The organism is Anabaena sp. PCC 7938 (genome assembly GCF_049315035.1).
Taxonomy (GTDB): domain Bacteria; phylum Cyanobacteriota; class Cyanobacteriia; order Cyanobacteriales; family Nostocaceae; genus Anabaena; species Anabaena cylindrica.
Window position 1 is genome coordinate 5,876,318 of the sequence record NZ_CP186034.1, and the last position, 25,942, is coordinate 5,902,259.

At 39.3% G+C, this 25,942-nt stretch carries 19 protein-coding genes, 1 other RNA gene and 2 pseudogenes; 9 read left to right on the forward strand and 13 right to left on the reverse strand.

The genetic code is table 11. The features are described from left to right. Positions 1-720 precede the first annotated feature (720 nt). Positions 721-2,721 carry a sensor histidine kinase gene (locus ACOWPH_RS26195; protein ID WP_015213044.1) on the forward strand — a complete coding sequence of 667 codons (2,001 nt, stop codon included), beginning with the start codon at positions 721-723 and terminating at the stop codon, positions 2,719-2,721. A gap of 180 nt (positions 2,722-2,901) precedes the next feature. On the opposite strand, the gene ACOWPH_RS26200 is transcribed toward ACOWPH_RS26195, so the two are convergent. The 5 genes and pseudogenes from ACOWPH_RS26200 to ACOWPH_RS26220 form a co-directional block, all read right to left on the reverse strand. Then, complete coding sequence (locus ACOWPH_RS26200) at positions 2,902-3,957, reverse strand: Gfo/Idh/MocA family protein (protein ID WP_015213045.1); 1,056 nt, start codon at positions 3,955-3,957, stop codon at positions 2,902-2,904. After that, positions 3,950-4,672, reverse strand: coding sequence for a ribonuclease III (gene rnc, locus ACOWPH_RS26205; protein ID WP_015213046.1), 723 nt, complete (start codon positions 4,670-4,672; stop codon positions 3,950-3,952). Before rnc ends, ACOWPH_RS26200 begins: the two co-directional genes overlap by 8 nt. Positions 4,673-5,039: 367 nt before the next feature. After that, positions 5,040-5,240: a hypothetical protein gene (locus ACOWPH_RS26210; protein WP_042464564.1), complete on the reverse strand. Its 201-nt coding sequence runs from the start codon at positions 5,238-5,240 to the stop codon at positions 5,040-5,042. A gap of 196 nt (positions 5,241-5,436) precedes the next feature. Next, a pseudogene (locus ACOWPH_RS26215) lies at positions 5,437-5,609 on the reverse strand (transposase); the annotation flags it as partial. A gap of 159 nt (positions 5,610-5,768) precedes the next feature. Continuing rightward, complete coding sequence (locus ACOWPH_RS26220) at positions 5,769-5,993, reverse strand: transposase (protein ID WP_081593660.1); 225 nt, start codon at positions 5,991-5,993, stop codon at positions 5,769-5,771. A 108-nt stretch (positions 5,994-6,101) separates the two neighbouring features. On the opposite strand from ACOWPH_RS26220, the gene ACOWPH_RS26225 reads away from it, so the two are divergent. Continuing rightward, positions 6,102-11,519, forward strand: coding sequence for a trifunctional serine/threonine-protein kinase/ATP-binding protein/sensor histidine kinase (locus ACOWPH_RS26225; RefSeq protein WP_015213047.1), 5,418 nt, complete (start codon positions 6,102-6,104; stop codon positions 11,517-11,519). Between the two features lie 159 nt (positions 11,520-11,678). Then, a pseudogene (locus tag ACOWPH_RS26230) lies at positions 11,679-11,880 on the forward strand (IS66 family transposase); the annotation flags it as partial. Between the two features lie 118 nt (positions 11,881-11,998). On the opposite strand, the gene rnpB reads toward ACOWPH_RS26230, so the two are convergent. The 4 genes from rnpB to lepB all read right to left on the reverse strand — a co-directional run bounded on the left by rnpB (position 11,999) and on the right by lepB (position 15,443). Beyond that, an RNA gene (gene rnpB, locus ACOWPH_RS26235) (RNase P RNA component class A) lies at positions 11,999-12,406 on the reverse strand. Positions 12,407-12,452: 46 nt separating this feature from the next. Next, a complete protein-coding gene (locus ACOWPH_RS26240) occupies positions 12,453-13,172 on the reverse strand; it encodes a hypothetical protein (RefSeq protein ID WP_015213048.1) in 720 nt (239 codons plus the stop codon). Positions 13,173-13,232: 60 nt separating this feature from the next. Then, entirely contained in the window at positions 13,233-14,381 is a 1,149-nt protein-coding gene (corA, locus tag ACOWPH_RS26245; protein WP_015213049.1) for a magnesium/cobalt transporter CorA, read from the reverse strand. A 408-nt stretch (positions 14,382-14,789) separates the two neighbouring features. Next, positions 14,790-15,443: a signal peptidase I gene (gene lepB / locus ACOWPH_RS26250; protein ID WP_015213050.1), complete on the reverse strand. Its 654-nt coding sequence runs from the start codon at positions 15,441-15,443 to the stop codon at positions 14,790-14,792. Between the two features lie 240 nt (positions 15,444-15,683). Between lepB and ACOWPH_RS26255 the strand changes: the two genes are divergently transcribed. Next, entirely contained in the window at positions 15,684-17,018 is a 1,335-nt protein-coding gene (locus ACOWPH_RS26255; RefSeq protein ID WP_015213051.1) for a dihydroorotase, read from the forward strand. A gap of 100 nt (positions 17,019-17,118) precedes the next feature. Here ACOWPH_RS26255 and tsaE read toward each other — a convergent pair whose 3' ends face one another. Together tsaE and ACOWPH_RS26265 are read right to left on the reverse strand one after the other, a co-directional pair. After that, positions 17,119-17,589: a tRNA (adenosine(37)-N6)-threonylcarbamoyltransferase complex ATPase subunit type 1 TsaE gene (gene tsaE / locus ACOWPH_RS26260; RefSeq protein ID WP_042465669.1), complete on the reverse strand. Its 471-nt coding sequence runs from the start codon at positions 17,587-17,589 to the stop codon at positions 17,119-17,121. A 115-nt stretch (positions 17,590-17,704) separates the two neighbouring features. Next, a complete protein-coding gene (locus tag ACOWPH_RS26265) occupies positions 17,705-19,078 on the reverse strand; it encodes a gluconeogenesis factor YvcK family protein (protein WP_015213053.1) in 1,374 nt (457 codons plus the stop codon). A gap of 269 nt (positions 19,079-19,347) precedes the next feature. Between ACOWPH_RS26265 and ruvC the strand changes: the two genes are divergently transcribed. The 3 genes from ruvC to ACOWPH_RS26280 all read left to right on the forward strand — a co-directional run bounded on the left by ruvC (position 19,348) and on the right by ACOWPH_RS26280 (position 20,859). Continuing rightward, entirely contained in the window at positions 19,348-19,839 is a 492-nt protein-coding gene (gene ruvC, locus ACOWPH_RS26270) for a crossover junction endodeoxyribonuclease RuvC (protein ID WP_042464566.1), read from the forward strand. Positions 19,840-20,187: 348 nt separating this feature from the next. After that, positions 20,188-20,514 (forward strand): DUF433 domain-containing protein, encoded by a 327-nt coding sequence (locus tag ACOWPH_RS26275; RefSeq protein WP_015213055.1) that lies wholly within the window; start codon positions 20,188-20,190, stop codon positions 20,512-20,514. A 3-nt stretch (positions 20,515-20,517) separates the two neighbouring features. Then, positions 20,518-20,859 (forward strand): DUF5615 family PIN-like protein, encoded by a 342-nt coding sequence (locus ACOWPH_RS26280; protein WP_096713096.1) that lies wholly within the window; start codon positions 20,518-20,520, stop codon positions 20,857-20,859. Positions 20,860-20,974: 115 nt separating this feature from the next. Here the strand turns inward: ACOWPH_RS26280 and ACOWPH_RS26285 are convergent, their stop codons facing one another. Beyond that, positions 20,975-22,933 (reverse strand): hypothetical protein, encoded by a 1,959-nt coding sequence (locus tag ACOWPH_RS26285; RefSeq protein ID WP_015213057.1) that lies wholly within the window; start codon positions 22,931-22,933, stop codon positions 20,975-20,977. Positions 22,934-23,420: 487 nt separating this feature from the next. Here ACOWPH_RS26285 and ACOWPH_RS26290 point away from each other — a divergent pair, with 487 nt between their 5' ends. Next, the gene (locus ACOWPH_RS26290) at positions 23,421-24,641 is read left to right on the forward strand and encodes a succinate--CoA ligase subunit beta (protein WP_015213058.1); all 1,221 of its coding nucleotides are present in this window, start codon (positions 23,421-23,423) and stop codon (positions 24,639-24,641) included. A gap of 183 nt (positions 24,642-24,824) precedes the next feature. Further along, on the forward strand, positions 24,825-25,712 hold the full coding sequence (locus ACOWPH_RS26295) for a succinate--CoA ligase subunit alpha (RefSeq protein WP_015213059.1): 888 nt from the start codon (positions 24,825-24,827) through the stop codon (positions 25,710-25,712). On the opposite strand, the gene ACOWPH_RS26300 is transcribed toward ACOWPH_RS26295, so the two are convergent. Continuing rightward, positions 25,686-25,922, reverse strand: a complete 237-nt coding sequence (locus ACOWPH_RS26300; protein WP_015213060.1) for a hypothetical protein — start codon at positions 25,920-25,922, stop codon at positions 25,686-25,688. The genes ACOWPH_RS26295 and ACOWPH_RS26300 overlap by 27 nt on opposite strands. Between the last annotated feature and the right edge of the window lie 20 nt (positions 25,923-25,942).

Genomic DNA, 25,942 nt, shown 5'->3' on the forward strand with positions numbered 1-25,942 from the left:
TAAATATCTACTTTGAATATCTAAGGAGTTAGCTAAAGCTTTTTTTAGCGTAATCCATCACACTGATTGTTGCAGAACTCTAAACTTCTCGGAGTTTGTAACTAACCAGCATTTAACAACCTGGTTGTGGACAGGATTTAACCGGATTGAGGTTTTCAGAACTCGAAAACACTATATGAACTAGCTGAGGAGATTTATTTTTTTTCTCTGTTGCAGCAGTATTGGACGTAATACTGCAAGTGTTGTACCGTAGGCATAAAGCATAACAACACCAAATAGAACGGCATCAGAGACAGCAATTTGTTTTTCCAGGTGTGTTTTGTCAGTCCCTGAGTTAAACCGAGCAGGTGATTTCGCCTCAAATCAACTATCTTGCCATCTGCACTTGTGGCCAAAACTACTCTGTATGAGGAATATATTGAACCATTTAGTTGGTTTAATAATTTTGATCTTTCTCTTCTCAGTGTGTTGATTTTATAAAAATCCCTGCATACAAGAAAATGTTGGTTAATTTCATACCTGGATGGATATGCCACACAAATCATTATTAAATCTACTTAATCAGAGTTTTGGTATATCAAGTTTCTTTTTAGCAAATCACAGTTTGATATTTTCTAAAAGTTACAATAAAGTTTTCATAAACTAATACAATGTCTCATTTAGCCGATCTAATTACATATCTTTTTTGTTGTGGTTTGCAGATGCGAAGTGAGACAATAGATGCCTAATTTTCAATCATCCTTCCGGCGGATTTTAGTAACCAAAATATTGCTGCTATTTGTCCCAGTTTTATTAATCGGGGAGATGGCTGCACTGAATAAAGCACGTTCTAGCCTCTTGAATACTGCTCGGCAAAACTTAACAGAAAGTGCTATCCATAAAGGGGAAAAAATTACTGATGCGATCGCAGCACTAAAAACTAATTTACTGAGTGCTAGTCAAACAAGAGTGATTCAGTCTGGTTCATCAACTCCAGCCCAAAAATTTCTCACACAGTTAGCGCAACAATTACCAACCCAAATTGATTGTATTCAACTCAAGCATATCCAAAGAGCCGAAATTATTGCTAGTAGTTGTGGTGATAAAACCATTGAGCAATTGCCATTATCTTTTAATAACGATGAAGTTAAAATCACAGCTATTTTACCACCAAAACCAGGCACAACTGGTAAACGAAATCACCAAAATCAACTGCAATTAGTTTTATCAGTTCCAGTTTATAATAAACGAGGAAATTTAGCTTACGCCTTAATTCTTCAGACTACATTACACCAACAAATTGAAAATAAAACAGGCTCTTTGATAGGTTCTTTAGTAGTCATTGCTGAAGACGGTACTATTTTAGCACACCCATCTTTAGAAAGAGTGGGAACTAATATTAAAAATTACTCAGATGCTGAAGAACTACAAAGTTTAGTGAAAAATGCTATTAAGGGAAATAATGATTCAATCAAGCTGAATTTACAAAAAAATAAGGAATCAATTGCCGGTTATACAGCGATTCCTAATCCCCTAACACAACAGCAGCAACAAAAATGGATTATTTTAGCTGTTGCTAGTGTCCAAGATGCATTGTATGGATTAGAAGAAATTAAACTTATCCTTATTGTCTTAACAGTTGGTTTAATTGGCACTACTTTATTGGCATCTTTTTATTTAGCTCCCTATTTAGCTGGGCCTGTAGAAGAACTTAGAGACTATGCTTTAAATATTCACAGTCACCACGCTGCCCAACCAATTCCCCGTAACTTTAAAATCCGGGAGTTTAATCAACTGGCTCAAGCGTTAGATCAAATGGTTGAAAGACTCAAAGCTTGGGCAGAAGAATTAGAAATAGCCTGGAAAGAAGCCAAATCAGCCAACCAAGTTAAAAGTCAATTTTTAGCGACAACTTCCCATGAATTAAGAAACCCATTGCATATTATTATTAACTGTGTTCGCTTAGTTAGAGATGATTTGTGTGATAGTCGTGAAGAAGAATTAGAATTTCTCAAACGAGCTGATGATACGGCAATTCATTTGTTAGGTATTATTAATGACTTACTCGATATTTCTAAAATTGAAGCAGGTAAACTTTCAGTTGTGACAGCACCTCTGGAATTGCGGCAATTATTACTAGAGGTGATTAATTTACAATCACTTAATGTGCAGCAAAAGGGATTACAATTAAAATGTGAGCTAGGTAATGAACTGTTACCAGTGAAGGCAGATAAAGGAAAACTCAAACAAGTTCTCATTAATATTATTGGTAATGCTACTAAATTCACAGACCAGGGTAGCATCATAATTAGTACTGATATTCAGCAGATTAATGGCAGCTTTTATGTGATAGTTTCAGTGAAAGATACAGGTATAGGTATTGATCCTGAACAGCAGCATAAACTATTCCGTCCCTTTGTAATGGTAGGTGGCACAAGCGCACGGAAGTTTGAAGGTACTGGATTAGGATTGGCGATTTCTCGGAATTTAATCGAATTGATGGGAGGAAAAATTACTTTGGAAAGTTTGGGTTCTCTCCAAGGTACAACTGTGCAAATTATCTTACCTTTAATTGATATATCTCTATTACCGAACTCCGATAAAAAGGGAGATTTAGGTAATAATGAACTGAAAGGAAACAGTTATTCTAACTTGCAGGAAGATCAATCTGTAAATATTTATTCTTCTTCAAAGGGAGAGATGAATACAACGCCAGATATACAACATATAGCTATTAAATAAGGCTAGGAGTCAGGAGTCAGGAGTCAGGAAGAAGAATTAGAAGGAGATCAGAATATTCTCAAATCTGGGTAAATGAACGGTAAATGAATGCTTTCATCGCTTATTTCTTGCACCTTCTCCAACTTTTTCAGCCTGAAACTGTTGATATATCTATGTTTTAGGTTTATTATTAAGCAAACCCTAATTAGGAATTATGTTGATAGTTTTGCCGCCTTGCTTCAGAGATTTTGTCAAAGCGGTGAGAATTTCTACTAACTCTCTACCTACCCAACCAGAGGAAACCTGTGAAGGTGTATTGTGGAGAATAGAGGTTATAAAGCGATCGCATACTCGTCCCAATGGTTCACCTTTTTCTAGTTCCAGTACTTCCTGGTATTGATTCACTGGGATAAATTTATGCCCCTGTTGCTCAAACTCCCCATGTAACAGGGTTAAAGGTGATGAAGGAGACATTTCATCAAAAATCAAACTTCCTTTGCTACCGACAATCCCTAACCGTCTCTGTTTATCAGGATTCAGCCAGCAGAGGTGAATATATGCTTGAAAATTATCTGGATAAGTCAGCGTTACCCAAACCAAATCAGCTAAACCTTGGGTTTCAGGTAATGTAGTTTTTCCTACTATTTCCCCAGTCTCCTGTAACCAAACTGTACCCGTTGCTTGCACTTTCACAGGTAACTTACCTAACCAAGTGTTAAAGATGGCTATATCATGAATAGCTAAATCCCACAGTGCATCAACATCTTGCCGAACTGGCCCCAAATGGGTGCGGGTAGCATAGCCATAACGTAAATCGCCTAACTGACCAGCTTGAACTACAGTTTGACCTTTTTGTACTGCTGGGTGAAATAAATAAGTGTGGTCAACCATGAGTATCAATTGCTGATGTTCAGCTAATTGACAAAGTTTTCGGCATTCTTCTGGGTCAAGAGTGATGGGTTTTTCTGCTAAAACATGATATCCATGTTGGAGAGAGTCGTTAATTAAGGCATAGTGAGTATTAGCTGGAGTTGCGATCGCAACTGCTGTTAGTCCAGCTATCTCCTTCGCGTGCTGCCAGTCGGTTGTTAATAATATATTTTCATCTAAATTAAACTGTTCTTTTATAACCATCAATCGTTCTAAATGCGGGTCTACAACCGCCACCACACTCACTTGGGGATGTGACAGAAAATTTCTGAGCAAATGCACTCCCCAACGTCCAACACCGATAACTGCAAGTTTAATTTTAGTCATTAGTCACATCTTCGGTAACTGCCGAATAAGCTATTTTAGCAGCAGCTTGTTCAGCGGCTTTAATTGAGCGTCCCTTACCTTGTCCTAACATTTTCTCATGTAACCAAACCTCAGCGACAAAACGTTCATGAGTGCGGTGGGGTTGATTAACTTCCACAACTCTATATTCTGGCAAAACTTTAAATTGTGCCTGAGTCCATTCTTGCAATGCCGCTTTATAATTGAGTCGAGCCGGGTCAAGACGAATTTCTGTCGTTAGTTCTTGGAAGTGGGGATCTAACCAAGGGCGAATGAGGTCGAGATTGTGAGTGCTGAGATAAAGCGCCCCCAGAACTGCTTCAAAAGCATCTGCGAGACGTGATTCTTGACCAACATGATCAGCAGTAGCACTACCAGCAACAAGTAAGTATAATTCTAAACCATATCCTCTTGCTAATTGGGCAAGAATGCGATCGCTCACCAACACCGAACGAATAGCCGCAAAATCACCAACCGAGCAATCAGGGTAATGTTCCCATAACACCACAGCAGCCACCAGCCGTACCACCGCATCACCCACAAACTCCAACTGTTCATAATTTGCCGAGTCTGAAACAGTGGCGTGAGTTAGCGCCAAGTCAAGCAATGGCCACTTTATCGGTTCATCTTTTGACAAACCTAACTTTTGGACTAAACTTTCAAGTTGCCGTTGACGGCGAGGATAAACGCGGGACATTCAGTTAAGTGTAGAAAAAAGGGCTAATAAATCCTAACTTAACATTAATTATGAAGTATAAATACAAGTCAGTTTTTTGTTAACAACGTTACTGTACCAGCATTTTTATCAATTTTTAGAATTTGCGATAGGGTTAGAACACTCATAAAAGCGCCGTATTCTAGTCGGGAAAATCAATAACTGTGACTTCTTCTTGCAGTTCTGGAGGAATAGCTAATGTTATGACTAGTGAGGATGAGGGTTTAGCGTGTGCGTTAGAGTTGTCGCGTCAGGTTTTTAATAGCACGAATTACGTGAGCATTTTTTCTGTGTCAGGTTTTTTGAGGTTAAAATGTATGCCTCACAATACAAATATTGTGGTTGTATTTTATGGGGTTTTGGTAATTCTTGATAATGCACTCATGACAGAAACTTTATCGCTTCCGTTGTCATCCCAACCGGTAATGATATCCCATAATAATAGCTGTCGTGGTGTCTGGGATATTTGGGTGACTTGTTGGAGGACTTGTTCTATTGCTTCTTCTTCGACTCCGACTATATACAACAGTGGATAGAGGGCGCGAAGCATTAAATCTATTTGTTAGAGTAGTTGTTGATGGGGGTTATTCATTTGTATAAACAGGAGGATTATTTGTTAGTTTATTATTTTTTTGATTATATCTATTAGTGGGGTTTTACCTTTGTTATTTAGCAGAAATATCACGTTAGTAATTTAAAATCTATTCATCAAAAAAGTCATCATATAAGAGACTGTTTGTAAAAAATCATGAAGCAACCGATTGAGATTTTATCAGCCTTTTTAACATTAGCCGAATCATAACTGTATAGATCATAGACTCACTTATTTCAGGTAACAATTCATAATCTTTGCTCAAACGACGATATTTATTCCACCACGCAAATGTTCGCTCTACTTTTCCTTAGGTAATACTTTAAACCCTGGCTCTGTACGACGCACTACATCAACTCTCGTATGAGATAGTTGCTGAATCACTCGCTCAAAATTCCTGCCACTGTAACCTTCATCCACCCAAATAACCACCAAGTTTTCATTATCTTCTATTGCTTTCATCATTACAGCTACACCCCCTAATCGTTAGCGAAAGTTGGCTTCAGTGAAAATGACCGAAATTAGCAACCCTAATGTATCGACTAGAATAAACCGCTTTCTGCCTTTTATTCGCTTACATCCGTCATAACCATTCACTTGTCCGGCTTGTTCTGCTGTTTTCACCGTTTGACTATCGATAATGCCTGCTGTTGCTCTCTCTTTCTTGTTTACAGTTTTCCGGACTTGTGTTCGGAGTTGGTGATAGACCAATCATTTTAATTATTTATGAAACAGGATAGTATAAGTTTTTACGCTTATATGGAGAATTCATTCAATCATTTGGGAATACTAAATCCAAACATTTTAAAGATTTAGGGTATGACTAGCACTTTTCTTGAGAATATTCCCGGATATAGCATCAGCGAAGAACTCTATAATGGCTCCCGAACCCAAGTTTATCGAGGTTATCGAAAAGTTGATCAACAACCAGTAGTCGTTAAATTACTGAAAAATCCTTATCCCAGCTTTAACGAACTTTTGTTGTTTCGCAACCAGTACACAATTGCCAGAAATCTCAACTCCCCCCTGATAGTCCAAAACTACAGTCTAGAACCTTACCAAAATAGTTATGCACTAGTTATGGAAGACTTTGGGGGGATTTCTCTTAAGGAGTGGGGAACTAGAGCAACCCAACAATCTTTAGAAAAATTTTTAGTGATAGCGATCACCCTGTGCAACATCTTAGATATTCTCTATCAAGAGCGAATTATTCATAAAGATATCAAACCTAACAATATATTAATTAACCCTGAAACTAAACAAGTTAAATTAATCGACTTTAGTATTGCATCTTTATTACCAAGGGAAACCCAAACCCTCATCAATCCTAATGTCTTAGAAGGAACATTAAGTTACATTTCCCCCGAACAAACAGGCAGAATGAATCGAGGGATTGACTATCGCACAGATTTCTACTCACTCGGCGTAACTTTCTACGAATTACTTACAGGAGAGTTACCTTTTGTTTCCAACGACCCAATGGAGTTGGTACATTCTCATATTGCCAAAATCGCACCATTAGTACACGAAATTAATTCAGAAATTCCATCTGTACTATCAAAAATTGTCAGTAAATTGATGGCGAAGAATGCTGAAGATAGATATCAGAATGCTTTGGCACTGAAATTTGATTTAGAAAATTGTCTACATCAGTTACAAGTTTTGGGTAAAATTGAAAATTTTGAAATTGCAAGTAGGGATGTGTGCGATCGCTTCATTATCCCCGACAAACTGTACGGACGGGAAAATGAAGTTCAGTCTTTACTCAAAGCCTTCGAGCGTGTTGCTGACGGCAGTTCTGAACTGATGCTGGTGGCTGGTTTCTCTGGTATTGGCAAAACTGCGGTGGTGAATGAAGTCCACAAACCCATCACCCGACAGTGCGGCTATTTCATCAAAGGAAAGTACGATCAGTTCAATCGCAATATTCCGTTTTCAGCCTTTGTCCAAGCTTTTCGCAGCTTGATGGGACAAATCCTGAGTGCATCCGATATAGAACTAGCTCACTGGAAGGAGCAAATCCTGGCTACTGTTGGTGAAAATGGACAAGTTCTGATTGAAGTCATTCCCGAACTAGAATACATCATTGGTTCCCAACCCCCGATAATTGAGTTGGTTGGTAGTGCATCTCAGAATCGGTTTAATCTGCTCTTTGGCAAATTTATTCAGGTATTTACGAAAAAAGAACATCCCTTAGTGATTTTCCTCGATGATTTACAGTGGGCCGATTCCGCTTCTTTGAACCTTTTGAAATTGTTGATGAGCGAGTCAGAAGCAGGCTATCTACTCGTACTCGGAGCTTATCGGGATAATGAAGTTTTTCCAGCCCACCCGCTGATGCTAACCCTGAATGAGATTAGAAAAGGTGGTGTCAATCTCAATACTCTCATGTTGGCTGCTTTGAATGAATTAGATATTACCTATTTAGTTGCCGATACATTGCAGTGTTCAAATAATATTGCTGCACCGCTTTCGCACTCGATTTACCAAAAAACTCAGGGAAATCCATTTTTCACCATTCAGTTTTTGTACGGACTGCACGAGGAAGAATGTATTATTTTCAATCGTTCCTCCGGCTATTGGCAGTGTGACTTAACACAGATGACACAGTTGGCTCTAACGGATGATGTTGTGGAATTTACGATCCGACGATTGCAGAGACTACCAGAAGCAACACAGCAAGTATTAAAGCTAGCGGCGTGCATTGGTAATCGATTTGATTTAGAAACATTAGCAGTAGTCTGTGAAGCTACTCAAGATAGTGTAGCCGCAGATTTGTGGCCATCGCTTCAAGAGGGGTTAGTGATTCCAGAAAACTCAACCTACAAGTTTTTCCAGGGAAAGGGACATGATGTAGAAGCGGCTGATAACATTACTGTTAGTTATCTGTTTCTACACGATCGAGTGCAGCAAGCCGCTTACTCTCTCATTCCTGAGACTTTGAGACAAGCAACTCAATTCCAAATTGGCAAACTTCTCCTTGCTAATGTTTCGCCAGAAGAACAAGGCAGCAAAATTTTTGCGATCGTCAATCACTTAAATGAGGGCTTTGTAATGCATCAAAGCCAAGAAGAACGCTCAGAACTTTTACAGCTAAACTTGATTGCCGGGAAAAGGGCTAAAGAGTCTACTGCCTATGGGGTTGCTGTTACCTACTTTACGGTAGCTGAACGCTTATTACCTCCCGATAGTTGGCAGCAATGTTATGAGAAGACTTTAGATGTTTATTTCAATCTCGCAGAAGTTAAGTATTTGTCTGGAGATTTTCAATCTTCTCTAGCCATTGTAGAAGCGATCTCTAGCTTTGCAAGACAACAAATTGAAAGAGCTGAAGCGTTTAACCTAGCGATTCTGATGTTCACATTGCAAGGTCAGTACCTCCAAGCACTTCAGTATGGACAAAAGGCATTGTCTTGCTTGAATTTTGATTTATCAGAAATAGACTTACCAGAGAAACTTGAATCTTACCAACGTGAGATTGAATTGAAATTAGGCGATCGCACAGTAGAGCAGCTAGTCGATGAACCAGAGTCCACAGATCCAGAAAAACGCCTGATTATCAAAATATTAAATAATTTAATAGTACCAGTTTATGTTCTAGAAAAGGGAGAGCTATACTTTGTTGTGGCGCTATCGATGGTTTCAGTATCTCTCAATTTTGGCGTAATAGCTGAATCAGGAAACGGATTTTCAGCCTATGGAATGTATCTCGGATATTATCAGAGCGAGTATCAATCTGGCTATGAATTTGGAGTTCTGGCAGAAAGTTTAGCCAAACGATTTAAGCAAGCAGATAATCTATGCAAAGCTTGCTATATGCTGGGGAATAATCTGCTTTCTTGGGTGCGTCCCTTGCGTTGCTCTGGGCCTATTTTCGATCGAGGATTAGTGGCTGGGCTACAGTCTGGGGAGATGGTTTTCTCAGGTAATCTTTTGATGTACAAGCTGCTCAATTCATTTTATGCCGGAGAAAGCCTATTAGAAATTCAGCAGAATATTCCTGAATATTTAGAATTTTGTGCCAAGAAACTTAATTATCAGCTTCCTGTGGATGTGATCTCTGGATTAAACATTGCGCTTGCTGAACTTACAGCTAGTCCTGCTGAGGATATCCCGACTGAGCAGCAGCATCTTGAAGTATGTAAAATAAACAACAGTGATTATGCAATTTGCCACTATTTGCTCCTAAAAACTAAAATTCTATGTTTTTACGGGCGCTATGAAGAGGCATTGGAATCGGCTCAGGGGGCTGAAGACCTCGTTGGTACAATTACTGGAAAATATCAGGTTGCAGCTATCAATTTCTATCAATCTATTGCTATAGCTGAATACTGTCGGAGTCATTCTCTAGGTTTAGACAATAGTTATATCCAAAAAGTTAAATCAAACCAAGCGCAACTGAGTCTATGGGCAGCTAGTTGTCCTGAAAACTTTGCTCATAAGTATGATCTCGTGAATGCAGTTTTAAGCGTTTTATCAGGACAGAAAACAGAAGCAATTGAACTGTTCGATGGTGCTATTTCTGGAGCTAAAGTCAATGGTTACCTCCAAGAAGAAGCCTTAGCAAACGAACTTGCAGGCAAATTCTGCCTCGAATGGGGCAAAGAAAAATTCGCCGCAGGCTATATACAAGAAGCTTATTATTGTTACGTAAAATGGGGTGCAAAAGCCAAAATTGCCGATCTGGAAAGACGCTATCCACAATTGCTAGCCCCTATCCTCCAGCAAACTCATACTCCCTTCTCCACTAGGGACACAATCTTCTCATTGCCAAATGTTACATCCATCAGTTCCAGCACTTCCCACAGTACTAATGTATCTGTGGCTTTAGATTTAGCTGCCATTCTCAAAGCTTCTCATACTATCTCAGGTGAAATCGAATTTGAAAAATTGCTTTCATCGTTGCTTGAGATCGTTATTGAAAATGCTGGGGCTGATAAATGCGTGTTCATGCTGTTGCTAGACGATTCGCTAGGCGATACCAAAACTGAACGCCTGTTAATCAAAGGGTCAATTACCACAGGTTCAAAGCCAGTTGTCTTGCGGCCTATTCCCATTGAAGATAGCCAGGAAATTCCCCACAAGCTGATTTACAAAGTCAAACATAATAGGCAGACTGCTGTAATAGTTGATGCGAGTGCCGATCTGACTTTAGCCAACGACCCATATATCATACGTCAGCAGCCGAAAAGTATCTTGTGCAGCCCGATTTTGCATCAAGGTAAGTTGATGGGCATTTTATATCTAGAAAATAATTTAACAATGGGGGCATTTACAAGCGATCGCATCGAACTCCTTAACTTGCTATGCGCTCAAGCGGCAATTTCTTTGGAAAATTCCCGACTTTATGAGCGTTCTCAGGAATATGCCCAACAGCTAGAACAGGCATTACATAACTTACAGCAAGCACAATTACAAATGATCCAAAGTGAAAAAATGTCTGCTTTGGGTAACTTAGTTGCTGGTGTCGCTCACGAAATGAATAATCCTTTAGGTTTTATTGCTGTCAGTATTAAACAAGCTAAACCCACTATTTCTGATCTTGTGGAACACTTAAAACTTTATAAAGAAACTTTACCCGATAAGAGTGAAAAAATTCTTGACCACGAGTCAGAAATCGACTTGGAATATAGCTTAGAAGACTTGCCAAAAATGCTTGATTCGATGACGAGCGCCTGCGACAGGCTGGAAAACATCAGTACCTCACTTCGCACTTTCTCTCGTGCCGATCGCGATTACAAAGTACCGTTTAATATTCACGAAGGTATTGATAGCACTATTCTTATTCTCAAACATCGTCTGAAAGCTAACGAACAACGTCCCACTATTGAAGTTGTCACAAACTACGGTAATTTACCTCAAATTGAATGTTTCCCTGGGCAATTAAATCAGGTGTTTATGAATATTCTTGCTAATGCTGTTGATGCGTTAGAAGAAGCAAATATTGGTAAGAGTTTTGCAGAGATTCAAGCTTATCCTAACTGCATCACAATCACAACATCAATCATCGATCATCAATCCGTAAAAATATCAATTGCGGATAATGGCAAAGGCATGAGAGCAGAAGTCCAAGAAAAAATATTTGACCATTTATTTACTACCAAGCAAGTCGGTAAAGGTACGGGATTAGGATTAGCGATCGCCCGTCAAATTGTTGAAGAAAAACACGGTGGTACAATCACAGTTAATTCTGTTCTAGGCGAAGGGACAGAGTTTATAATTTCTCTTCCTATATAAAGAGTTTGTTCGTAAAGAGCCACTATCCGTGAAAATCTGAAATCCTTGTGCGATAATTACGCTTAACGCCAGTCTTGTTAAAAATTATAACCAAGCCAGTGATGCAGTATTACACAATTGAGCCAAAAAAAAAGTGTACTCAGTGTCTCAAACTATTGTCCTGATAATAATTTAGCCGGACGAACGTTACGTTTAGCCGTGACAAAATGAAAAGTCAGTAGCGGTTCTCGTTCTATGGAGCGGTTTCAAAATACTGCCAATTTATTGACGGTTATACAAAAAAAGTCGCCGTCAAGGACGTTCTGTAATTGACTTTTTTGACCAAGCTATCAAAGCAATGGTTAACCCTAAAATCCTGTAAATCCTTTAATCCTGTAAATCCTGATTCAGACAGTTCATGGTTTATTCCTCCCCAAAAAACTGAAAGCCACCACCATAAAAAACGAACTATGGAAAATAAACATCCATAATTCGTTTAAAGAGAGAGTCGGACATAAGCCGGGTTCTGTTCTCTTGCGAGGGCAGTTATCTATCTGGGACGCTTGTTACCAAACGCCTCTAGCGGCTCTTTACTTACGGAACTGGTAAAAGACCAACCGTAGTTCCTCCGGCCTTGCTCCCAACCGGGGTTTACCGAGCCAACGCCTCTCGACGTTGCTGGTGCGCTCTTACCGCACCTTTGCACCCTTACCAAGAACTGTTAATTGATAATATGGTAATTGGTGTTTTTTCCCATCACCCATTACTATTCCTGGCGGTATCTTTCTGTGGCACTATCCTCACGATCGCTCGCACTGGACGTTATCCAGCAAGTTTGGTCTTTCGGGAGTCCGGACTTTCCTCAAACCAGTCATGACAACTGATCTGCAACTGCCTGCGCCTACTCTCCCCTACATCCAGTTTAAGCCTTGATAGCCCCTTCTGTGCGGATGATTAAGACTTCTTTTTATTCCAAGGTAAGGCATAACTCCAATGTAGTTTTTCGATAGTGAAGGGACAATTGATAATTGATATCGGTGGAACATTCACACCAGGAGCTAAACCAACACGCAACTCAGATATCCTTAGCACCAATTGCAGAGAAAATTCCACCTTTTTTTTACCATCCATAAAATCTTTGTACAAACCCTTAAAAGGCTTTTGATCCTTTAGCCCAACTATATTAATTAATGGAGAACCTGTTTTATATGTTCCCGTTTCTTTATCTCGTTGTAAAACATCTTCTGCGGTAATAGTCTCAGAAATTGTTTTCTTAGGGGCAATAATGGTCGGAACTTGTGGTATTGCTAAATCGCGGATTAAGTCTGGTGATTTGCGAATTACACGGCGGGATTGTTTAGTATGTTCAACCACCCAAGAGCTATTATCCCAGTCAACATATACCGCTAAACTTTCTGACTTATTCTCAATGCTAATAGACATCTCCTTCAAATCATCTTTCAGCTTTTCTAAAGAATACGTTCCAGTTTTAAAAGAAATTCCTACTTGGTCTTGGAGATTTTGCTCTTTCAATTGCTGATCAACGATACCTTTTTCAAAATTTAGCATCACCATATCATCAATAGATTCAATCATCCGATTGAATGTGTAATACACACCCAGAATATAAACCGTCAAAACAATGAGATTTTGGTCGCCATTTTGTACTGCCATAAACCTAAATACAAACTCCTTCTGAATATTTTTGAATATTTTTATTTAATTACCAATTAATTATTTTGAATTTCGTTTCATCCTTACTGAATTTGAAAGCCAACCCCGTTGCCAAAAAAAGAATATTAATCCACAGGCAATTATGGCCATTAACCCCAAGCACAATGGATAGCCCCAATACCAATTCAGTTCAGGCATATTGTATGGAGATTTTTCTGTATTGAAATTCATGCCATAAATTCCAGCTACAAAAGTTAAGGGAATAAAAATTGATGAAACCACTGTTAGGAACTTCATGATTTCATTCATTTTATTACTAACCGCTGAAAGATAGACATCCATTAATCCAGATGCTAGTTCTCGGTAAGTTTCGACCATATCCATTACTTGCACTGTATGATCGTAACAATCTCGCAGATAAATTCTTACCTCATCACTAATCAGTTCACTGCTATCTCTAATCAAAAAATTAATTGTATCCCGTTGAGGCCAAATTGCTCGACGTAATTGTAGTAATTCTCGTCGGATTTGATATATTTTTTGTAAGGTTTGTGGAGTAGGCTTGACTATTACTTCTTCTTCTAATTCTTCAATATGCTCTCCATAAAGTTCTAGAATTGGAAAAAATCCATCAATAATTGCGTCTAATAAACAATAAGCTAAATAATCTGATCCTTGTTTACGAATTATGCCTTTACCTTTAGTAATTCGCGTTCTTACTCCTTCAAAACAATCATATTTTGGCTCTTCTTGAACAGTGAGTAAATAATATTGACCCAAGACTAAACTAACTTGTTCACTATAAAAACCATAGCCTTGTTCTTTTGGTATTACCATGCGAGCAATGATCACTAACTGGTCTTCATAATCTTCTATTTTTGGTCGCTCTACCATATTGACAACATCTTCTAAAACAAGAGGATGTAAATCGAAGACTTTACCCAATCTTTCTAAAATATCTTGATTACCTAAACCTTGTACATCTACCCAAGAAACAGATTCTGTATCCAAATAATTGGCGCAATCTTCTGGGTTAGTTATTTGTTCACGGATTAAAGTAGTTTGGTTGTAGTCAATCAAAATAATATTTGGTGGTTCAGCATTTTCATTAATGATGATTGTACCTGGTAAAGTTCCAGGTTGGTGATAGTATGACTTGCGGAAAGGTTTGGTTATGACTTTGGGAAGATGATGAATTTTTTTAATCATGAAATTTTATTTTGTACAACGGAAGACTCCCAGATTCAAACTTCCCTAAGTTAGGGTAAATTGGTAAGAGCAATTATCAAATAGAATAGCTTGATTATAAGTATTGTAGGGTGTGTTAGGGAGTACCAAAAAATAAATTATCAATTTTTTTCGGTGGTGTGTCACACAACTAAGGGTTTAGCACTGCTAAACCCCTACATCTATACTACAAATTGGCATATTTTTTAATTGCAAGTCCCTAATGACCAAATCCCTTATCAAGGGTTTGGTGCGCTGTTTGCTTTGTACCTAGCTATATCCACTTTACGTGTCTGTAAGCCCGAAGCGCCGGCTACACCAACAAAAATCAAATAGTAGTTTTATAATTATTTTCACCGCTATAGCTTATAGCTATAGCGGAATGTAGGTTTAAGGATTGGAAGTGGGATACAAAGGTGACTTGTCTAAAGCTCCGATATTATTAAGCGGCCAGAATCTGACTACAGCACGACCAATGATATTTTTCTGAGGAACTAGACCCCAACAACGACCATCATAGCTACTACCACGGTTGTCACCTAACACTAAGTATGAATTGGGTGGTATGGTTTCCGGTGTAGCTAAAAAAGGAGGTTGCGGTCCTGATGTGCAAACATCGACAACTGTACGCACAGAAGGGGATAAATATTTATTTTCTTGGAGGGGGTTGTTATTAATATAGACTTTGCCATCCCTAAGTTCTACTTTTTCTCCAGGTAAACCAATAATTCGCTTAATAAAGGCATCCTGGTACTGTTCTTTTTGTAGTTCCTCAGTTGGTGAAAATACTACTATATCTCCCCGTTCAGGAGTAGCAAATTTGTACTTCACCTTATCAACAATAATCTTGTCTGCCTTCCATTGGTCTGGTACACCATGCAGTGTCGGTTCCATTGATCCAGAGGGAATCCAACGTGCTTCAGCGACAAAGGTACGAATTCCTAGAGCAAGAAAGATACTCAAGATAACCGTTTTACCTAGCTCTAAGATCCAGGAGTTATCAGGTTGTTGGCTAGATTTGTTATCAGACACTTGATTTTGCATGAAATTACTTAAATTTTACGGTAAGAAGCAAGTACTTAACTCATTGGGGGAGACTTTATTTATTATCTTAACTAGGGAAGTGTATTTTCCTAATTAATAATAGTATTTGAGGACTATGTTTCTGTAAAATTTTCGCCAGATAAAGCATTGAGAATAAAGCCTAAAAAAATTTACCTTGGAGATATTGGAGATAAATTTATCTATTATCAATGAATATCTATACCTAACGCTGTTAAATCCATGTCATCTCCAAAAAGTTTACTAATTCGCCAAGCACGCCTAATTCTACCCAATGGTGAGTTGATGATTGGCGACGTGCTAACGGCTGGACGGCAAATAGTCGAGGTAGGGACTCAAATTACTGGTACTACATCAACTCAAGAAATTGACGCACGAGGGTTAACTTTGTTGCCTGGGGTAATCGATCCACAGGTACATTTCCGGGAACCGGGACTAGAACACAAGGAAGACTTGTTTACTGCTAGTTGTGCTTGTGCTAAGGGGGGAGTGACCTCCTTTTTAGAAATGCCTAATACAAAGCCTTTGACAATTAGCCAGTCAGCTTTGGATGATAAGCTACGACGGGCTGCCGATAAGTGCTTAGTTAATTATGGCTTTTTTATTGGGGCGACGGCTGATAATTTAGCCGAATTACTTTCGGCAAAGCCGACACCAGGAATTAAGATTTTTATGGGGTCGATGCATGGGCAGTTGCTGGTTGATCAAGAAGGTCTGCTAGAGGCGATTTTTGCCCAGGGCGATCGCTTAATTGCTGTTCATGCTGAAGATCAAGAGAGAATTAAGCAACGCCGTCTAGAGTTTGCGGGGATTGATGATCCTGCTGTTCATTCGCAAATTCAGGATAATCAAGCTGCACTGTTAGCAACCCAACTGGCATTAAAACTTTCTAAAAAATACCAACGACGGTTACATATTCTACATATGTCAACGGCTGAGGAGGCAGAGTTACTGCGTGAGGATAAACCAAGTTGGGTAACGGCGGAGGTGACACCACAACATTTGTTGTTAAATACGAGTGCCTATGAAACCATTGGGAGTTTAGCGCAGATGAATCCACCATTGCGATCGCCCCACGATAATGAAATACTGTGGCAAGCTTTACGTGATGGCATCATTGACTTCATCGCCACAGACCACGCACCACACACCTTAGAAGAAAAAGCTCAACCTTACCCCAATACTCCTTCAGGAATGCCTGGTGTAGAAACTTCCCTACCTTTAATGTTAACTGCGGCAATGGAAGGAAAATGTACTGTTGCTCAAGTTGCTAATTGGATGTCTAAGGCTGTGGCTGTGGCTTATGGTATTCCCAATAAGGGAGAAATTACCCCTGGTTACGATGCTGATTTAGTGCTGGTAGATTTAAACAACTACCGTGAAGTTAAACGTGAAGAAGTTTTAAGCAAGTGCGGTTGGAATTCCTTTGAAGGATGGAACCTGACAGGTTGGCCTGTCACAACAATTGTCGGCGGAGAGATTGTCTATGACAAAGGCCAGGTAAATACGGAAATTCGCGGCCAAGCTTTAACATTCTTGTCAAAACATGATCACTGATTTAACGGATTTAAGGATTTCACGGAATGAATGAGTTAATACTCTTTTAACGGATTTAAGATTTTTACGGAATGAAGAATTTTTTCGTAAATGAAAGGATTTAAATCCCTGTCTGAAACTGTTTTATCAATGGATTTAGCGTACAATTCACAGGGGTGATTTCTGCTTGACGAGTGCCATTTTCACCATAGGTTAAAGATACTTTTAAATAACTATCTGGTAGATATGGCATTCGTTCAGCCCATTCAATAGCGACAATTCCCGGTACAACGTCCATGCCTTCCCAGTAACTTTCTAAATTCAAGCTTGTCACTTCTTGAGGTTCTAGGCGATACAAATCTAGATGGTAAAGGGGAATGCGTCCTTCAATGTATTCGTTAATCAGAGTGAAAGTAGGACTGACAATAGATTCAGTTATTCCTAAACCCTTACCAATACCCTGGACTAAGGTAGTTTTACCTGCACCTAAATCACCTTCTAGTAAAATGACACTGCCAGCAGTCAGGTTTTCCCCAATGGTAATACCTAATTTCTGTGTTGCCTCTGTATTAGAAAGGAAAATTTTAGTCATTGGTAATTGGTGATTGGTAATTGGTAATTCTTCTTCTGTTTCCTGAACTCCGAACTCCTGACTCCTGACTCCTGACTCCTGACTCCTGACTCCGAACTCCTGCCCCCAGTCTCCATCACTTCCCGTGATGCGCCCCACTGTACCATTTCAGTAAAACCTTAGCTAGTTTTTGCGGGTCGTGGCGAACTGCACCATTTTCATCTTCATAGATGATATTAGCGGGGATAATACGCCGACCTAATTGGCTGATCACTTCACGATCTAAGAAAACCGGATGAGAATTTTGTTGGGCATAGCGGATAAGTGCTTGGGCAGAGGGTGTTTTTTTATGTACTAATACGGCATCAAAAAGCCTTCTGTTACCACAAGCGGCATCTATAGCTTGAATGTGTTCGCCAACTGTGTAACTGTCAGTTTCTCCTGGTTGGGTCATGATATTGCAAATATAGATGCGGGGAATATTTTTTTCTGCGATCGCATCCGCAATTTCTGGAACTAACATATTCGGTATTAAGCTAGTATAAAGACTACCCGGCCCAATAATAATATAATCAGCTTCTTTAATCGCCTTAATTGCTGCGGGTAAGGCTGGTGGATTTTCAGGAATACAGCCAATTCTGACAATTTTGCCCCCAGCTTTAGGAATGCTAGACTCCCCTTCAATCCGGCGACCATCTGTCAATTCTGCCCAGAGACGCACATCGCTGAGGGTTGCAGGTAAAACTTGTCCTCTCACCGCCAGTACTTTAGAACTAGCAGCAACAGCCTGTTCCAAATCTCCAGTAATATCGGTCATGGCAGTTAAAAACAAATTGCCAAAACTGTGACCTGTCAAACCATCCCCAGCCCGAAACCGATATTGAAATAATTCTGTTAATAACTTTTCCTCATCTGCTAGTGCAGCCAAGCAGTTACGAATATCCCCAGGAGGTAAAACACCAAATTCCTGGCGCAATCTGCCAGAAGAACCACCATCATCAGCTACGGTAACAATGGCAGTAATATTAGCACTATAGGTTTTTAAGCCTCTGAGTAAAGTAGAAAGTCCAGTACCACCACCAACTACGACAATTTTGGGACCCCGGTACAAGCGACGATGGGCTAACAGCACATCTATCAGTTCTTCGTCATCTCCTTGTGGTCTTAAAACTTCAGTAATTGAACCCACTGTGCGGGATTGTCCCCACAACACCAACAGCACACCGAATAGTAAAACTAAGGGACCGCTGATGTAATTGGGTAAAATATTGGCGAGGAATCCCAGAAAACCCCTCAGCAATTCTATTCCCCAAAAAATGGGGGTTAGCTTAATCCAAATAGCCAACCCCAAACTCGCCAAAAAAACACCCCCAATACTTATAAAAAACCAGCGTTTCACCGATATTCCAGGGGATAGCCACTTAAACCACTGGTTAACCCGATGGGAAGTGCGGCTGTGTGACTGTAGTTGTAGGGCATTGAGGGCTTGTCTGAGAAAACCGATTGACATACCTAATAGGGAACAGTGGTACAAACAATGTTTAACAGAAAATGTACACTACCTGGTTTCAAGACCAAGGGTGGAACCATGATATTTTTCAATTCCTTTATATTTGGAGCAGATTCTTAAAGTTGTTAATATTACCTGTTGTGTCAGTTGAAGATTTTCTATTTGGGCTTGGTAATACCATCTGTGGGGATGTTTCATGAAATGGGAAACATTTTCACTGGTAATTATTTTGTATGTAAAGACACTCTGTATTTGTGAAAATGAATTTTATGGAAAAGCGAATTTTAGGATTAGATCCAGGACTAGCAACTTTAGGATTTGGGGCAATTACTTGGCAACAAAGTCAAGGTAAAGTACAAGACACGACAGTAAAAATGATCGATTTTGGTGTGATTCGCACTTTTTCTAATACTGAAATGACACAGCGGTTATGTATTTTATATGACGATTTACACACCCTGATGAAGGAGTTGCAGCCAGATTTGGTGGCAATTGAAAAATTATTCTTCTATCGTATGTCAAGTACTATTGTTGTTGCACAGGCTAGGGGCGTACTTATGTTGGTTTTGGGACAGTGCAAGCTTCCTTATGTAGAATTTACCCCTGCCCAAATTAAGCAAGCTTTAACAAATTATGGTAATGCAGATAAGGCAGAAGTCCAAGATGCCGTAGCGAGAGAGTTAGATTTAGATGAAATTCCCAAACCTGATGATGCCGCAGATGCTTTAGCGGTGGCGTTAACTGCTTCGTTTCAGTTGTAATTTTTGTAAAAAGAGAATAATTAACTGAACTGGAGAATAATTAATTAAATTAGCCTAAACTCCAGGTTATCATATCTTACAAGAAATTAATGGAAGGTATGATTTTGAAGTTCCTCTGTTAAAGCAATGGGTGAGAGAGAGGGCAGTAAAAAGCTGATTGCTGTAAATTTCTTTCCATGAACTTACGCCACCTCAACAATAGAAACTAATTTTCCATCATCATCAGCTTTCATAAAATCTGAGTTTCCAACTTTATTCTTTTTGTACAGTTGGAACAAAGTAAAATAGTGGTGATAGCATATTAAAATTGTGAATGTAGCTTGAGAAAACATTAAAAGACTTACATCCATGACACTCAAAGAGTTAGAACAACAACTTCTTGCCCTCAAACCTAGTGAAAAAGTCCAGGCTATACAGTTACTTGCTCAAAGTCTGGGTAGCAATTGGCAAGGAATTGAGAAAACCTCTAGAGTCTGTGGTGGAGAGGCTTGCATTGCTAATACTCGTATTTCTGTCTGGGTATTAGTGGAAGCTCGACGACTTGGATATACTGATGTTGACCTTTTAACCAGCTATCCCACCATTTCAGCTACAGATTTAGCTCATGCTTGGGTATATGCAGAAGCTCATGCTGATGAAATCGAATTGGCAATTGAGCGTAATGAGGCGGCGTAGTCAATGGCACGTTTTTACGCAGATGAACAGTTTCCTTTTCCAGTGGTGGAATTATTACGGAATTTGGGGCATGATGTTTTGACAGTTCAAGAAGCTGAAAAAGCAGAACAAAGAATACCTGATGATGAAGTATTAGCATTTGCCATCAGTCAAAAACGGGCGGTATTAACTATTAATAAATATGATTTTATCCGGTTGCATCGTCGTGATGATGATCACTTTGGAATTGTTGTTTGCAGCAATAATCGTAACTGGGAACAATTTGCAGCACGGATTGATGACGCTGTAACATCAGAAGCATCATTAAGAAAAAAACTAATTCGTGTGGTACGTCCAGTTACTTAAAAAAACTAAAAATTTGCCTCCCTGACAAGTTAAGGCTGTACGTCTTGTGTCAAAATGTGACAATATTGGAAGAACAATAGCTTCTTCGCCTCAGCTAGAAGCCTTGTTGTCTCTACTATTGTGGCTGCTTCATATATCTTTCCTGTCCTTGGGAATTATAGAGAACTAGACGCAGGTTAGCATTGTCACTAATTACTCCTAAAGCTTCTCTCAGGCTTTGGAAGTGAGTTTGTAAATCAGGATTATCACTTTGTAGTGTTTGGTCATATTCTGGGGTTAAGCGGACGCTGATACCTTGGTTATCTATAATAAAAGTACAGAACCGCATTCCGTTAACACAGGTATTGCCCAGATCAGTACGAGTTTGGGCCAAATTACCATAGAGTTGCTGTTTTTGTTGTGCCGCTACTAGAGCAGTTGAAGAAGTTTGAATTAGAGATTGTGCTTGATTGTAGTTAAAGTTATCTTGGTTAATTTGTCGAGCCGTCTGACCTGCTTGCTGCCAAGATGCTACTGCTGCCTGCCATTGATTTTTTTGCTCAAAGACTTTGGCTTGATTAGCCATATTAATAGCTTGTTGATAGAGTGTGGCTGCACGCATTTCTTTTCTAGAGCGATCGCGTGCCAAGATAAATTTGGGTTGATAATCCGTTAGCAGGTTTTGTGCTTCCTGATATCCTGTACTCTTTGCAGGGATACTTCTCAAGGCATTAATAGCTCCTTGCCAAGCCGATTCTACCCTTTGCCAATCATTACCTGATTTAGCCTTTGTTTCGCGCTGGATGGCTGAGTCAGCTATGGTTTTAGCTGTGTCTAGTTTTTTCAGCCATGTTTCCTCCTGGAGTAACTGCTGATTTAATGTTTGTAAATTGCGTTGATAATTTGGCAACTTTGCCTTTACTAGCCCATAGAGTTGATTTTCTGGTTTGATAGGCTCTAGTGGTGCGATCGCTTGCCGCCATAAGCTTTGTCTGGTGCGTAGTTCTTCTAGGCTATTGGCTGGAGTTTTAGTTTTTTGCTCGGCCACAGATCCGGCCTGTAAAGCTTTTACCACTAGGTTAATTTTTGTGGACTGCTCAGAAAAACTTGTACTCAGTTCCTGCGCTTGCTGGTGACGAGGCGACCATTGAGGAATTATTTTTAGATCAGAAATCACTGTATCTAATTTCTGTTGTACTGCTAATAATTCCTGCTCAGATTTAGCACGACGCATCAATTGCTCAGACTCACTTTTAAATTGCTCGGCAGTTTGTAATTCTTGACACTGCCCAATCACGCAAGAACGAGTTAAAAAGAAAGCACCACCACCAAAAATCACTGTCACCCCCAATACTGCACCTAAAAGGATGGGTAAAGGTGGAAGAGATAGGTTTCTACTCTTAGATAAATTTTGTCCATCTGCAAAGGGATCAAACTTTTCTGCTTCTAATGACTCATTCTCACTATCATCCAGAAATGATGTATCTGAGCCAAATGATGTATCTGAACTGAATGATGTATTTGAACTGAATGATGTGTCTGAACTGAATGATGTATCTGAACTGAATGATGTATCTGAACTAAATGATGTGTCTGAACTGAATGATGTATCTAATACGTAGTTGTCCGCTTCTGAAATATCATCATCTATATTCGATGAGCTAAGTAATGTTTCTGTTGTATAGTCTTCCTGTACACTATATGCAGAGTCAGGAAAATGTGGTGGAAAAATTAGATAGCTGTTACTATCCATTTCTTCTTGACTAGAATTTTTCTGATATTCCTCTCTATCCTTTGCCTTTACTATTATGGAATGTTTGGCGTAAGGGAGTTTTTCTCCTGAAACTCTGATATAAAATTGCACCCTTTGTGAATCATATTGAGATTGCCAGTGGAGTGTTTCTTCAAGTACCGCCAATACTTGATCCGTATCAATTGCCACATTGAAAGGATGTTGAGTTAAAATCATCAGTTCGTCATTTTGGACAGCACATTTAACCTGTAAGACTTCGCCAGATGTAATTTCCAGTAGTAATTGTTCTTGCAGAATACTGGATAGAAGCTGTAAATCTTCTTTTTGGAATGCTACTTTCATAGGGTGTTATTGCTAATTTTCTATATAGTTTTATAGTTTTTATTATCTTTGAGCGTATGAAATAAAGTACTTGCGTTGGTTATACACAGATACATAGTTTTACCCACCAATACAAATTTTGCAACCTAAGTTAAATCTGTAACCAGAAACAGCATAATAGGGATGCTACATATTTATACAGCGAGGTGAGCAATAAGCCAATCCAAATGCGAGTATAAATTATCTAAGGAAAAATATACAATAATATTTCAGTAATTCTTAGAGATTGGCAGGTTTATCAAGGGGGTGCATTAGTTCTCATCAACCAAATAGCAGCGGTTAGGCTTATAGAAATGAATGTACCACTCTTGCTGAATTGGATAAAATTAATTCGTGCCAAATAATTTTTTTAGTCAGCCAAAGCTTGCTTATGCAATCAGGGTGCCGTAAAAACTATAAGACAGCGCTGCAAACCTGCTTTGGAATTATTAATACAAGGTGTGTGTCAATGGATTTATTGGAATACCAAGTTAAAGAATGGTTTGGAAAGATGGGCATTCCCGTATTACCATCCCAGCGAATTGACCATCCTACAGATTTAAAACGCTTAAAAATCCGCTATCCTATTGTACTAAAGTCGCAAGTACACGCAGATGAAAGAGCCAAAGCTGGTGGAGTGAGAATTGTGGAAACCACCATTGATGCGATCGCAGCTGCTCAAAATATCTTTAATTTACCAATTTGGGGAGAACTGCCCGAAGTCTTACTGGCAGAATCCAAGTATGATGCCAAAGAAGAATTGTATCTTGCTGTTGTTTTAGATACAGCCCTGTGTCGTCCAGTGCTTTTAGGTTGCAAAGAACCGGATATTGATTGGGAATCCCCAGGGGATAAAATGCAATATGTGGTTGTAGAACAAGAATTTTCACCATTTTATGCCAGACGACTAGGCTTGAAAATGGGCTTACAGGGTGCGCTGATGCAATCGGTAAGCGATATTGTAGAAAAAATGTACCAGTTATTTGTGCAGAAAGACTTGGATTTAATAGAGATAAATCCTCTAGCTGTCAGTGCTTCTGGGCAAATTATGGCTCTCAATGGCAAAATCAGAGTTAACGAAAGGGCGATTAAACGTCATCCAGAAATAGTCCAAATGGCAGCAAAATTAGTCTCCCATCATCGAGGTAGCAAGATTAACAGCATCGTCGGTGATTGGGATGGGTTAGAAATACACGGGAAAATCGGTATATTAGGCAATGGTACTGGTTCAGTGTTGACAACCTTAGATGCAGTTGCTAATGCAGGTGGTAAACCTGGTATTTCTTTAAATTTGAGACATTCTTTCCTCACTGATACCTCACTAACTAATTTTTGCGATCGCTTAGAAACAGGTCTGAAAATCTTAGCTGCTGACAACAGCATGAAAGTAATTCTCATTAACTTTTTGGGAACTATTCCCCAGGTATCCCAAATGCCAGAAGTCATTGCCAACTTTATACAATTAGACCCAAAAGAACTCCAATCTCCTCTGTCTAATGGCAGCAAAATTAAGCCCAGAAGCTTACCCCGATTAGTTGTACGCCTTGCTGGTTCTGATTTTGAGAATGCCAGACAGTATTTAGCTACGCTCAGACCCGAAACCCAAATGCTGATAGTCGTAGAAAATTTAGATGAGGCTGTTTTACAGGCAGTCCGTCTGGCTAAGTTACCTGCACATAAAAAGCAGTAATAGGAGGCAGGAAAATTTTAGATTTTAGATTTTAGATTTTGGATTTTGGATTGAACCATTTAAAATTGCAAATCCAAAATTGAACGGGCAGGATCAATATTCCTCTCCCTGTTCTCTGTTCTCTGTTCTCTGTTCTCTGTTCTCTGTTCCCTATTCCCTATTCCCTATTTCCAATGACTAAATATGAACTTAACACCAGATAGTAAAGTTTTAATTCAGGGTTTTTGTGAATTTATATCAGCAACTCATATTGCTCAAATGAAAGCTTATGGTACTAATTTAGTGGCTAGTGTCAATCCGGGATGTGGTGGACAGCAAATGTACGACCTCCCAGTGTTTGACTTAGTAGAAGAGGTGACAACAAAATTTGGGTCGATTGACACGTCGATTATTTGTGTACACCCTTATCAAGTATTAGATGCTGCATTGGAAGCGATCGCATCTAATATTCGGCAGATCATTATTATCTCCGCTGGTGTACCACCTTTGGATATGGTGACATTACTCCGCAAAACAGAGACTCGTGAAATTTTGATAGTTGGACCCAACAGCCCCGGAATTATCGTTCCTGGCAAAATTCTCTTAGGAACTCAACCCAGCGAATTTTACACGCCTGGATCAGTGGGGATTGTGAGCCGTAGCAGCACTCTTACCTATGAAGTAGCTTGGGAATTAACCAAAGCTGGTTTAGGTCAGTCCATTAGTGTCAGCATTGGCAGTGATGCGATCATGGGTTCATCGTTCCTGCAATGGTTGCAAATTCTTGATGAGGATGAAACTACAGAAGCGATCGTTTTAGTCGGTCAACCAGGAGGTGGAAGTGAAGAAGCAGCCGCAAGATACATAGCTGAAGCTATTGATAAACCAGTGATTGCCTACATTGCGGGTAGACACGCACCATTAACTAAACACTGGCGGCCAACAGGAACCTTAGCCACCGTTGTTGGACGTGATTCTACTTTTGGTACAACACAAAACAAATTAGCAGCTTTCCAATCAGCAGACATTCCTATAGCTGAACGTCCTTCTCAAATTCCTGAACTATTAAAAAAGGTGATGGGTAATTCGTAATTCGTAATTCGTAATTCGTAATTCGTAATTCGTAATTCGTAATTCGTAATTCGTAATTCGTAATTCGTAATTCGTAATTCGTAATTCGTAATTTGTAATTCGTAATTCGTAATTCGTAATTCGTAATTCGTAATTCGTAATTCGTAATTCGTAATTCGTAATTCGTAATTCGTAATTCGTAATTCGTAAATGCCCACCAAAATTAGACATCTAGTAAAAGAACGTAGAGA

Excerpts from the sequence above, each read along its gene's own strand:
- ACOWPH_RS26240 (WP_015213048.1), bottom strand. The coding sequence starts at position 13,172 with ATGGCAGTACAAAATGGCGACCAAAATCTCATTGTTTTGACGGTTTAT.
- ACOWPH_RS26265 (WP_015213053.1), bottom strand. The coding sequence starts at position 19,078 with ATGTCAATCGGTTTTCTCAGACAAGCCCTCAATGCCCTACAACTACAG.
- ACOWPH_RS26210 (WP_042464564.1), bottom strand. The coding sequence starts at position 5,240 with ATGCTTCGCGCCCTCTATCCACTGTTGTATATAGTCGGAGTCGAAGAA.
- rnc (WP_015213046.1), bottom strand. The coding sequence starts at position 4,672 with ATGTCCCGCGTTTATCCTCGCCGTCAACGGCAACTTGAAAGTTTAGTC.
- ACOWPH_RS26200 (WP_015213045.1), bottom strand. The coding sequence starts at position 3,957 with ATGACTAAAATTAAACTTGCAGTTATCGGTGTTGGACGTTGGGGAGTG.
- corA (WP_015213049.1), bottom strand. The coding sequence starts at position 14,381 with ATGATTAAAAAAATTCATCATCTTCCCAAAGTCATAACCAAACCTTTC.
- ACOWPH_RS26225 (WP_015213047.1), top strand. The coding sequence starts at position 6,102 with ATGACTAGCACTTTTCTTGAGAATATTCCCGGATATAGCATCAGCGAA.
- ruvC (WP_042464566.1), top strand. The coding sequence starts at position 19,348 with ATGGAAAAGCGAATTTTAGGATTAGATCCAGGACTAGCAACTTTAGGA.
- ACOWPH_RS26255 (WP_015213051.1), top strand. The coding sequence starts at position 15,684 with ATGTCATCTCCAAAAAGTTTACTAATTCGCCAAGCACGCCTAATTCTA.
- ACOWPH_RS26290 (WP_015213058.1), top strand. The coding sequence starts at position 23,421 with ATGGATTTATTGGAATACCAAGTTAAAGAATGGTTTGGAAAGATGGGC.
- ACOWPH_RS26295 (WP_015213059.1), top strand. The coding sequence starts at position 24,825 with ATGAACTTAACACCAGATAGTAAAGTTTTAATTCAGGGTTTTTGTGAA.
- ACOWPH_RS26300 (WP_015213060.1), bottom strand. The coding sequence starts at position 25,922 with ATGTCTAATTTTGGTGGGCATTTACGAATTACGAATTACGAATTACGA.
- tsaE (WP_042465669.1), bottom strand. The coding sequence starts at position 17,589 with ATGACTAAAATTTTCCTTTCTAATACAGAGGCAACACAGAAATTAGGT.
- ACOWPH_RS26285 (WP_015213057.1), bottom strand. The coding sequence starts at position 22,933 with ATGAAAGTAGCATTCCAAAAAGAAGATTTACAGCTTCTATCCAGTATT.
- ACOWPH_RS26280 (WP_096713096.1), top strand. The coding sequence starts at position 20,518 with ATGGCACGTTTTTACGCAGATGAACAGTTTCCTTTTCCAGTGGTGGAA.
- ACOWPH_RS26195 (WP_015213044.1), top strand. The coding sequence starts at position 721 with ATGCCTAATTTTCAATCATCCTTCCGGCGGATTTTAGTAACCAAAATA.
- lepB (WP_015213050.1), bottom strand. The coding sequence starts at position 15,443 with ATGCAAAATCAAGTGTCTGATAACAAATCTAGCCAACAACCTGATAAC.
- ACOWPH_RS26275 (WP_015213055.1), top strand. The coding sequence starts at position 20,188 with ATGACACTCAAAGAGTTAGAACAACAACTTCTTGCCCTCAAACCTAGT.